This window comes from Nocardiopsis sp. NPDC058631 (assembly GCF_042716955.1).
Taxonomy (GTDB): domain Bacteria; phylum Actinomycetota; class Actinomycetes; order Streptosporangiales; family Streptosporangiaceae; genus Nocardiopsis.
Map to the genome: position 1 here is coordinate 1 of NZ_JBHXQY010000083.1, position 9449 is coordinate 9449.

10 protein-coding genes are annotated in these 9449 nt (G+C 72.6%); 6 read left to right on the forward strand and 4 right to left on the reverse strand.

Annotation, left to right across the window (positions count from 1 at the left end; all coding sequences use genetic code 11):
• Positions 1-184: 184 nt before the first annotated feature.
• A complete protein-coding gene (locus tag ACFWTE_RS22825; RefSeq protein ID WP_378781837.1) occupies positions 185-988 on the reverse strand; it encodes an NAD-dependent deacetylase in 804 nt (267 codons plus the stop codon).
• A gap of 162 nt (positions 989-1150) precedes the next feature.
• Between ACFWTE_RS22825 and ACFWTE_RS22830 the strand changes: the two genes are divergently transcribed.
• Positions 1151-2035, forward strand: a complete 885-nt coding sequence (locus ACFWTE_RS22830; RefSeq protein ID WP_378781838.1) for a sulfotransferase family protein — start codon at positions 1151-1153, stop codon at positions 2033-2035.
• 140 nt (positions 2036-2175) lie between these two features.
• Here the strand turns inward: ACFWTE_RS22830 and ACFWTE_RS22835 are convergent, their stop codons facing one another.
• Positions 2176-2760 (reverse strand): TetR/AcrR family transcriptional regulator, encoded by a 585-nt coding sequence (locus ACFWTE_RS22835; protein WP_378781840.1) that lies wholly within the window; start codon positions 2758-2760, stop codon positions 2176-2178.
• A gap of 151 nt (positions 2761-2911) precedes the next feature.
• Between ACFWTE_RS22835 and ACFWTE_RS22840 the strand changes: the two genes are divergently transcribed.
• On the forward strand, positions 2912-3865 hold the full coding sequence (locus tag ACFWTE_RS22840) for a DMT family transporter (RefSeq protein WP_378781843.1): 954 nt from the start codon (positions 2912-2914) through the stop codon (positions 3863-3865).
• A 24-nt stretch (positions 3866-3889) separates the two neighbouring features.
• Here the strand turns inward: ACFWTE_RS22840 and ACFWTE_RS22845 are convergent, their stop codons facing one another.
• The gene (locus ACFWTE_RS22845; RefSeq protein ID WP_378781845.1) at positions 3890-4426 is read right to left on the reverse strand and encodes a RidA family protein; all 537 of its coding nucleotides are present in this window, start codon (positions 4424-4426) and stop codon (positions 3890-3892) included.
• A 92-nt stretch (positions 4427-4518) separates the two neighbouring features.
• Here ACFWTE_RS22845 and ACFWTE_RS22850 point away from each other — a divergent pair, with 92 nt between their 5' ends.
• Positions 4519-4680, forward strand: a complete 162-nt coding sequence (locus ACFWTE_RS22850) for a hypothetical protein (RefSeq protein ID WP_378781846.1) — start codon at positions 4519-4521, stop codon at positions 4678-4680.
• A gap of 226 nt (positions 4681-4906) precedes the next feature.
• Here the strand turns inward: ACFWTE_RS22850 and ACFWTE_RS22855 are convergent, their stop codons facing one another.
• Positions 4907-5734: an aldo/keto reductase gene (locus tag ACFWTE_RS22855; RefSeq protein ID WP_378781848.1), complete on the reverse strand. Its 828-nt coding sequence runs from the start codon at positions 5732-5734 to the stop codon at positions 4907-4909.
• Between the two features lie 239 nt (positions 5735-5973).
• Here ACFWTE_RS22855 and ACFWTE_RS22860 point away from each other — a divergent pair, with 239 nt between their 5' ends.
• The 3 genes from ACFWTE_RS22860 to ACFWTE_RS22870 all read left to right on the forward strand — a co-directional run bounded on the left by ACFWTE_RS22860 (position 5974) and on the right by ACFWTE_RS22870 (position 9306).
• Positions 5974-7155 (forward strand): PucR family transcriptional regulator, encoded by a 1182-nt coding sequence (locus ACFWTE_RS22860; protein ID WP_378781850.1) that lies wholly within the window; start codon positions 5974-5976, stop codon positions 7153-7155.
• A gap of 155 nt (positions 7156-7310) precedes the next feature.
• Complete coding sequence (locus tag ACFWTE_RS22865; RefSeq protein WP_378781852.1) at positions 7311-8516, forward strand: cytochrome P450; 1206 nt, start codon at positions 7311-7313, stop codon at positions 8514-8516.
• A 193-nt stretch (positions 8517-8709) separates the two neighbouring features.
• Complete coding sequence (locus tag ACFWTE_RS22870) at positions 8710-9306, forward strand: Dps family protein (protein ID WP_378781854.1); 597 nt, start codon at positions 8710-8712, stop codon at positions 9304-9306.
• Positions 9307-9449: the final 143 nt, after the last annotated feature.

A 9449-nucleotide genomic window follows, 5' to 3' on the forward strand; every position in this document is an offset into this window, starting at 1 on the left:
GATCCCCGGCCGTTCGTATGGCACAAGACGGCCGAGGAGATCCTCGAATCCCTCGCAGCGTACTGCCGACGAATTAACGACTCAGGACACTAGTGGGCTGACCCGAACCGTTGCCGGTGTGACGTGAGGGGCGGGGCTGCGAACCTTTCCGGTCCCGCGTACCTGACCTCCCAGGTCAGTACAGCTAGGTCGCGGACTCCCGAACCCGTCGCGCCAGGGCGGGGACGACGTCGCCGATGGGGTCGTGCAGCACCGCGCCCGCGAAGTCGTCGTAGGGGGTGGGCTCGGCGTTGACCACGACCAGGGAGGCCCGCGCCATCATCGCCACGTCGCACAGCCCCGCCACCGGGTGGACGGTCAGCGAGGTGCCGACGGCCAGGAAGACGTCGCACTCCTGGGCTGCCCGGGTGGCCTCGCCGATGACGTCGGGGTCGAGTCGCTGGCCGAAGGAGATGGTGTCCGACTTCTGGATGCCCCCGCACTCGACACAGTGGGGGTCGGACTCCTCGTCCAGCCGCGCCAGCACCGCGGGGGCGGGGGTGCGCAGCCCGCACGACATGCACATGATGCGCAGCATGGTGCCGTGCACCTCGATGACGGCGTCGCCGGGCACCCCGCCGCGCTGGTGGAGGCCGTCGATGTTCTGCGTGATGAGCGCCCGCAGCCGGCCCAGGGCGCACAGGTCGGCGAACGCCCGGTGCGCGGCGTTGGGCTGCGCCTCCCACACCGGGTGGGCGCGGCGCTGCGACCACACCTCGCGGCGCACGTCCACGTCACCCATGTAGGAGTCGATGTCCGACATGGCCTCCGCGCTCGGGTTCGTCGTCCACAGACCCTTCGGCCCCCGGAAGTCGGGGATTCCGGAGTCGGTGGACACACCTGCGCCGGTGAGAACGGTGATGCTCCCGGCGGACGAGAGGAGGTCGGCGGCGCGCTCGAACTCCTCGGGGTCGGCGAACGGCGCGGAACGGGTGCTCATCGAGGCCATGCCCCATTGTTGCAGCGACGCGCGACCGGGTCCTTCGCGGCCTCCGCGCGGCCCTGGTGGGGGCCTCCCCGGGGCCGTAGCCTCGTGAACCCGAAGGCGCGGAGGTAAAAAGCCCAGCCGATGCACGCGAGAGGGGCAAAGGGTGCAAAAATCAGCACAATCATGAAGCAGCCGTCCTACATCCTCGTGGTCAACGGGACCAAGGTCCAACGCCCGGTGTTCGTCCTGGGCGCCCCCCACTCCGGGGTCGCCGAGGTCGCCCGTGCCCTGTCCCGCGCGCCCGGATTCCACCTGGGGGCGGGTTCCTCGGGCGTGCTCAACGCCGTCTACACCGTGGCCAGGCGCCCGTCGCTGGCCCGGGAGAAGGTCGCCGGAACGGCGAGCCTGCTGCGCGAGGCCTACGCCGAGGCCTGGCAGCTCACCCCCCTGACCTGTCCGAAATGTCCGGGACCGTGGTCCCGTGTGCCCGCCAACGCCTCGGCGGAGCCGTGCGAGCACAGCGCCGACGCACACCGCTACGGCGACGCCAGCCCCGACCTGCTGTTCGCCGCGACCGCCCTGCACGCGGCGTTCCCCGACGCGCTGTTCGTCCAGATCATCCGGGACGGACGCGACGTCATCGCGGACATGATGGACGACGAGCGCTCGCTGGCCTGGCTGAAGCCGAGCTTCATGAAGCTGGACCACGAGTTCCCCAACCACTTCTTCGGGTTGGAGGACCAGTCGGACCTGGACACGTTCACGGAGGGTTCCACGGCCGCCAGGTGCGCGATGCGCTGGCGGGGCGCGGTGCGCATGTCGGCGCAGCTGCGCCGGGAGACCGGGGCCGAGCAGCTGCTGACCCTGCGCTACGAGGACCTGCACGGCGGCGAGGTCGAGACGGCGGAGCGGCTGCGGGAGTTCTGCGGTGCCCGGGTGTCGGCCTCGGAGCTGTTGAACGACCAGTCGTGGGGGGTGGGTTCGTGGCGCGACCGCCTGTCCCGCAACCAGTACGGGGACGTGCACGAGGTGGCGGGCGTGGAGTTGTCCCGGCTCGGCTACCTGTGACCGCGGCCCCCTCCGCCGGGCGCTGGTCCCCGGTGGGCGGGGTCCGCACAGCCGCCCCCGCCCACCGGGGGCGGTGAGGCACGGGGGTCCCCGGCCGACAGCCGGCCGGCGCGGAGCGCGAGCGCTGAGGCCGGCGCGGCTCAGTCCGCCCCGTGTGCGCTCATGAGCGCGTCGGCGGCGGCGCGCGCCGTACGGGCCGCGTCCGCGACGCCGGTGACGTTGCGGGCGATCACGGCCCCCTCGTGCAGCATGGCGAGCGCGTCGCCCAGATCGGCGGGCGCGGAGGCTCCCGCACGCACGGCGAGGTCGGTGTAGAGGCCGCGGAGCCACCGCTTCTGCTCCTGCGCGACGGCCCGTCCGGGGTGCTCGGGGTCGGACAGCTCGGCGTAGGCGTTGACCATGGCGCACCCGCGCGGGTTCTCGTCGGTCATCCAGTCCTCCAGCGCGTCGAAGGTCGCGGCGACGCTCGCGCGCGGGCCCTCCGCCCCGTCAAGGTACCCGGAGAGGTGCGCGCGCCATCGGGCGTCACGGGCCCGCAGGTACTGGACGACGAGTTCCCGTTTGGAGCCGAACCGGTCGTAGATGGTCTTCTTGGTCACCCCGGCCCGCTCGGCGACCAGCTCCATGCCGACGGTGTTGATGCCGCGCGTGTAGAACAGCTCGGTCGCGACGTCGAGCACCCTGCGCGCGGCCGGGGTCAGCGGCCTGGTGTCCGTGCTGGTCATGGTGTTCACTCCCTGGTGCGGGGCTGCCGGTCTGCCGGAGTCCCGCCTCGTGTGCCGTGCCGCGTGCGGGTTGTCGCACACGGCGACTACATCGCAAGTATACCGACCGGTGTGTTTACCTCGGGGGACGATGTTCGAGAAGGAGGCGACGGTGTTCCGTTCCCTGGTTCCGGCCCTGCTCGCGGTGGGCCTGGTGGTGATGTGGAGTTCGGGCTTCGTCGGCGCGGAACTCGGCACCCGGTACGCGCCCGCCACGACCCTGCTGGCCTGGCGGTTCCTGCTGGTGGCCGGTGTTCTGGCGGCGTGGTGCCTGTGGCGGGGGACGAGGATGTCACGGCGGGACGCCGCCCTGCACGCCGTGCTCGGGCTGCTGTCCCAGGCGGGTTACCTGTACGGGGTGTTCGCCGCCGCCGAGGCGGGGGTCGCGGCAGGCACGAGCGCACTGGTGGCGGCGCTCCAACCGCTGGTGGCCACGGCGTTGGCGGTGCCGCTGCTGGGCGAGCGCCTGCGCCCCCGGCGGGCGGTGGGCCTGGCGGTGGGCCTGGCGGGGGTCGGGCTGGTGGTGGGGGCCGATCTCCTGCGCCCGGGGGCGGCGCCGTGGTGGGGCTACCTACTGCCGTTCGGGGGGATGCTCTCCCTGGTGGCCGCGACCCTGTTGGAGCGCCGCGCCCGGCCCGCCGGTTCACTGGTGGAGGCCCTGGCGGTGCAGTGCGCGGTGAGCGCGGTGCTGTTCACCGCGGCGGCTGCCGCCACGGGGACGCTGGTCCCTCCCGCCGATCCGGTGTTCTGGTCGGCGGTGGTGTGGGTGGTGCTGCTGTCAACACTGGGCGGCTACGGCCTGTACTGGGTGAACCTGGCCCGCAGCGGGGTGGCGCGGGTGTCGGCCCTGCTGTACCTGACCCCTCACACCACCGCCGTGTGGTCGTGGCTGATGTTCGGCGACCCCGTCGGCGCGGGGGCGGTGGTCGGGATGGTGGTGTGCACGGTGGCGGTGGTGCTGGTGGGGTCGGAGGAGGGGCCGGGCGCACCCCCTGGGCGGCACACGGCCACGGAACCCTCCGAGGAGTCCCGCGCGCACGGGAGCCCGGGCGGCCGGATCCCCTGACGGAGGCCGGTCCGGAACGCACGGCTACAGGCGGGCGCGTTCGGGTTCACCGCCCTCGTCGTCCACCGCGAACGGTCCGGCGACGAGGGTCTCCTCGGCCTCCTCGACCAGCTCGCGCGCCTCGGTCCAGTCCAGGAGCCCGTCCTCGCCCGGCTTCGGCACCACTGCGGTGCACACCAGCTCCACGAGGGCGTCGGGATCCCACAGGTCGGTCACTCCCACGACGGCCATGGGCGGGTAGTAGCGGCCCATGTGGCGCCGGTAGACCGATCCGATGGTGGCGCTGTTGACGCGGTAGGACCTCATCGCCGTGGTGTACACGCGCATGTCCACCACGTGGGCGGGCTCGGCTCCGGCGGCGCGCAGCGCCTCCACAACGTTGGTGAGCGCCCGGTCGAACTGCTCCACCACGGAGCCCCCGGCCACCTTGCCGTCGGAGCGCCGGGAGACCTGTCCCCCGATGTGGACGAGGCGCCCGGGCCCGACGACGAGCGCGTGGGAGTACCCCACCGGTTCGGCGAGGGAGAGCGGGTTGACGATCTGGTGCGGTGTCCGGCCCATCTGAGTCCCCTCCTGGTTAGTGCGGCACCTGTCGCGCGGTCCGGGGCCGTCCCCCGGAGGGAGGGCCGCGGACGTGCGGCTACGATGAACGCATGTCGATCACACTGCTGCTGTCCGCCCTCGCCCTCGTCGCCGTGCTGGCGCTGGTCGCCGCCATCTTCGTCGGAGGCGCCGTCTACGCCGGGCGCGTCCGCCGCCACGGCATCGACGCCGTCCTCGCGGGTGCCCGCAAGCACCGGGAGCTGCGCGACTAGGACCCGCTCCCTCCGGGGCCGCGCCGTGTCCCGGCCCCTGTGCGCCCGGCCGGGCGTGGTGGGCCGGACGGGCCGGTGCGGCTCCTGGTGCGGGGACCCGAACGGGTCGCGGCCCCGCCGTGATCTTGTACTCGTAGCGAGTTCGGGCGCCGAAATCGGCTGTAGGTACAAGATCATCGAGGTCAGAGCCCCTCCCGTCACACCGACAACGGTCGAGGTCAACTCCCTAGTCGCCGTCGAACTCGTCGGGGTCGGGGCCGAACCTGGTACCGGTGTCGAGTGCGCTGATCCGGTTCATCTCCTCGTCGGAGAGCTCGAAGTCGAAGACCTCGAAGTTGGACCGGATACGCTCCGGTGTCACCGACTTCGGGATGACCACGTTGCCCAGCTGGATGTGCCAGCGAAGGAGCACCTGGGCCGGTGTGCGCTCCTGCTCCTCGGCGATCGCGGCGACCGCGGGGTGGTCCAGGAGCCGGCCCTGCCCCAGGGGGCTCCACGCCTCGGTGGCGATGTTGTGCTCGGCGTCGAAGTCGCGCAGCGCCTCCTGGGTGAGCAGCGGGTGCAGCTCGATCTGGTTGAGCATGGGCGCGATCCCGCCCTCCTCCATGACCCGCTCCAGGTGCGGCACCTGGAAGTTGCACACGCCGATGGCGCGCACCCTGCCCTCCGCGTAGAGGCGCTCCATCGCCTTCCAGGTCGGCACGTAGAGGTCGCGTCCGGGCAGCGGCCAGTGGATGAGGTACAGGTCGAGGACCGCCAGGCCCAGCCGGTCCAGGCTCTCGTCGAAGGCCTGCAGCGTGGCGTCGTAGCCCTGGTCCGGGTTGGCGAGCTTGGTGGTGACGAAGAGGTCGTCCCGGTCCAGCCCCGCTCTGCGCAGGGCCTCGCCGACCCCCTCCTCGTTGCCGTAGGCGGCCGCGGTGTCGATGCTGCGGTACCCGGCCTCCAACGCGGTCGAGACGGCGTCCACCACCTCGTCGTCGGGCACCTGCCACACTCCGAAGCCCAGCTGCGGAATGCGCACACCATTACTCAGAGTGATGCCGGGAACCGTCATCTGCTCTCATCCCCCGTCGGCCCTGAACGGTCCTGCTTCGTACGACGTGCGGCATTCCCCGTGCCGCAGTCGCATACTCCCATGTCGGAGTAGGTCGCGGCCCGAGGCTGCGCCGTTGAAGCACGGGCTTTTTTACCGGTACCCGCCGCCCTGCGCGTCGCCGGCCCGCGCTGTCCTCCCGGGCGCGTCACCGCGCGCGACCGCCCGGTAGGCTGCCGGGCCGAGGCTGGAGGTGACCGGTGGGACACGAACAGCGTGCCCGTGTCAGTGCCGGGCTGGTGCGGGACCGTGCCGGGCTGGTGGAGCGGATCGTCGCCGAGGTGTACGCCGAGGTTCCCGCCTACCGCGCGCTGCACGGCTCCCAGTTGGCGGAGGTGCGCGCGATCACCGGGTGGCTGGTGTCCCGTTCGCTGGAGCTGTGGGTGGCCGGGGAGACACGGCTGCCCCCGGAGGACGTGGAACGGCTGCGGGGCATCGGGCGCTCACGTGCCGCGGACGGGCGTTCGATCGGTGCCGTGGTCCGGGCGCACCGGGTCGGGTCGGTGGCGGCGGTGCGCGCCGTCTCCGAGCAAGCGGCGGGAAGGCTCGACGCCGCCGACGTGTTCGCTCTGGGCGAACTCTGGCTGACCTCGATCGACCAGATCTCCGAGAGCCTGGCGGTGGGCCACGCCGAGGCCGCGCACCGGCTGGACACCGACCTGGAACGGGCCAGGAGGGCGTTCCTGGACGACCTCCTGATCGGTCGCCAGGCCTCGCGGGGGGCCATCCGCGACCGGGCGATGACCCTGGGCATCACCCCGCCCGATCCGGCGGTCCTGGTGGTCGCGGAGACGGAGGGCCCGTCCGCCGACGGTTCGCCGCGGGAGAACACTGTCTCGGCGGGGATGGGGCTCCTGGGCCTGGTCGAACCGGCCGGAGCCGACCCGCTGCTGACCACCCGCTCGGGCCGGGTGGTGGTGCTGGCCTCGCCGGACGATGCCGGCAGGGTGGCCGCCGTGCTCGGCGCGCACCCCTGGCGGGGGTGCGTCCTGGCGCCGCGCGCGCTCGCCGACATGTCGGCCGCCTACCGGTTGGCCGACGGCGCGATGGAGACCGCTCCCCCGCACGCGTTCGGCCCCGAAGGGCTGTTGCGGGACTCCGACGCGTGCGTGCTGGCGCTGCTGAACGGCGGCCCGATCACCCCGGCGTCGGTCCGGCACACCGTGCTCGGCCCGCTGCTGTCGACGGGCAACGTCCACCTGCTGGAGACCCTGCGGGCCTACTTCCGGGAGGGCGCGGCGACCACGGCCGCGGACGCCCTGCACGTCCACGCGCAGACGCTGCGCTACCGGCTGCGCCGGGTACGGGAGCTGACCGGCCACGATCCGCACCGGCCCTGGCCGCGTTTCGTGCTGGAGACCGCCTGCGCCATCGCCCCCTGAAGCCGCCCTGCCGCCCGGTGCGGCCGGGCCGGGCCCACCGGGGGCTCGTACGCGCCGCATGGCCGGAAACGGTCACCGCCACGGGCCCCTCGGGCGGGGCCGGTGGGAGGCACGGGGTAGGAAACACATCGAACCCCCGGCACGAGAGGCACGCCATGTCCGTTTCCCAGCCGCAGTTGCACGGACCCGAGTTCGAGTCCGATCCCCACCCCGCCTACCGGTGGCTGCGGGAGCACTCCCCCGTACACCGCGTGGACCTGCCCGGAGGGGCGTGGGCGTGGCTGGTGACCCGCCACGAGGACGCGCGCACGGTCCTGGCCGATCCCGACATGCTCAAGGACCCCGAGGCGGGCAACGCCCTCTGGCGTGCGGCCCGCCTCGGACTTCCCTACGACCACCGGCCCAGCCTGGTGCGCAGCATGGTCAACGTGGACGCGCCCGACCACGCGCGGCTGCGCCGGGTCGCGGGCGGAGCGTTCAGCCCGCGCAGGGTCCGGGCGCTGGTGGAGGGCGCCGAACGCGTCACCGCCGACCTGGTGGACCGCATCGCGGCCTCCGAGCGGCCCGACCTGGTCCGGGACCTCGCCTATCCGCTGCCCATCGCGATCATCTGCGACATCCTGGGCGTTCCGGAGGCGGACCGCCCCGAGTTCCACCAGCAGGCCGCGGTCCTGGACTCCTCGTCCTACGAGGAGAGGGAGGCCATCGCCGCGACCACCGACTGGTTCGACGACTACCTGGGGGCGCTGGTGGACGCCCGCCTGTCCGAGCCCTCCGACGACCTGCTGGGAGACCTGGTCGAGGCGCACCGCTCCGGCGAGCTGAGCCGCGACGAGGTGACGTCGACGGCGTTCCTGCTGCTGGTGGCCGGGCACGAGACGACGGTGGCACTGATCGGGAACATGCTCTTCACCCTGCTGCGCCGCCCTGAACGGTGGGACCGCCTGCGCGCGGACCGGACGCTCCTCGGCCCGGCCGTCGAGGAGTCGCTGCGGCTGGAGAGCCCCCTGCAGAACGCGACCTGGAGGTTCCCGGGGAAGCCGGCCACCGTGGGCGGGGTCGCTCTGGAGGCGGGTGAACCTGTGCTGGTCTCCCTGCTGGCCGCGGGCCGGGACCCCGAACGCTACGAGGACGCCGACGAGTTCCGTCCCGAACGCGGGGACTCGCACCTGGCGTTCGGGCACGGCGCGCACTTTTGCATCGGGGCGCAGCTCGCCCGGATGGAGGCGCGGGTGGCGGTCGGCGCCCTGCTCGACCGGTTCCCGGACCTGCGGCTGGCGGTGGAGGAGTCCGAGCTGCGCTGGTGGCCGAGCATGATCATGCACGGACTGTTCTCCCTGCCCGTGAGCCTCGCGCGGTAATCGGGGGGTGCGCCGGTGCCCGCCGCCTGCCCCACCCCGGCGCAGAAACCGGTGAAAGGACAGAAAACTTACCCCTGGTTGGCGGGAGGTTGGTCGCCCGGCGGCAGTGGGTGTCCGAGACTGACACACGGAGCGCACCACCGTGTGCGCTCCAGTCGCGAGAGCGAGTCACACCGACTGGAGGGGGACCAGAGTGACGACCGCAGACCGCAAGGCCGGGACGACGCCCAAGCCCAGGAGCAGCCAGCCGTGGTTGCACCAGAAGGGCAAGGAGATCCAGGAGTTCGGCACCGTCCGTCAGCTCCCGGTCGGCCTCTCCTACGACACGCGGATGTACTCGTGCCAGCGGCTCAACCAGGTGCTGTGCGACACCCGCATCCTGCACGACCTGTACAAGAAGCACCACTGGCTGATGCGCGGGCACACGTTCTACCAGCTCCACCTGCTGATGGACAAGCACGCCGACGAGCAGACGGAGCTGACCGACGACATCGCCGAGCGGATCCAGACCCTGGGCGGGGTCGCTGTCGGCGACCCGAGGCACGTCGCGGAGATCACCAGCATCCCGCGCCCGCCGAACGGGGTCGAGGAGGTGCCCGCGATGCTCTCCCGCCTCCTGGAGGCGCACGAGACCATCCTGGAGGACTGCCACGACGCCGCCGCGCGCACCCAGGAGATGGGCGACGACGGGACGAACGACCTCCTGGTGTCGGACGTGATCCGCGTCAACGAACTGCAGGCGTGGTTCGTCGCCGAGCACCTGGTGGACACCCCGCTCATCCACGTCTGAGGCAGGCACGTCGGAGGCCCGCGCAAACGGGGCCGACCGCGTCGGGGGCGGGGCCGCGGGGGCTGTGGCCCCCCCCGCCGGGAGGTGGCGCGGCGGCCCCCCCCGAGGGGCTTGGGGCCCCAACGGGCGCGGGGGACCGAAGG

What these genes read in the sequence shown, in the direction of transcription:
- ACFWTE_RS22845 (WP_378781845.1), bottom strand. Translation starts at nt 4,426, where the DNA reads ATGGGCCGGACACCGCACCAGATCGTCAACCCGCTCTCCCTCGCCGAA.
- ACFWTE_RS22830 (WP_378781838.1), top strand. Translation starts at nt 1,151, where the DNA reads ATGAAGCAGCCGTCCTACATCCTCGTGGTCAACGGGACCAAGGTCCAA.
- ACFWTE_RS22825 (WP_378781837.1), bottom strand. Translation starts at nt 988, where the DNA reads ATGGCCTCGATGAGCACCCGTTCCGCGCCGTTCGCCGACCCCGAGGAG.
- ACFWTE_RS22855 (WP_378781848.1), bottom strand. Translation starts at nt 5,734, where the DNA reads ATGACGGTTCCCGGCATCACTCTGAGTAATGGTGTGCGCATTCCGCAG.
- ACFWTE_RS22835 (WP_378781840.1), bottom strand. Translation starts at nt 2,760, where the DNA reads ATGACCAGCACGGACACCAGGCCGCTGACCCCGGCCGCGCGCAGGGTG.
- ACFWTE_RS22850 (WP_378781846.1), top strand. Translation starts at nt 4,519, where the DNA reads ATGTCGATCACACTGCTGCTGTCCGCCCTCGCCCTCGTCGCCGTGCTG.
- ACFWTE_RS22865 (WP_378781852.1), top strand. Translation starts at nt 7,311, where the DNA reads ATGTCCGTTTCCCAGCCGCAGTTGCACGGACCCGAGTTCGAGTCCGAT.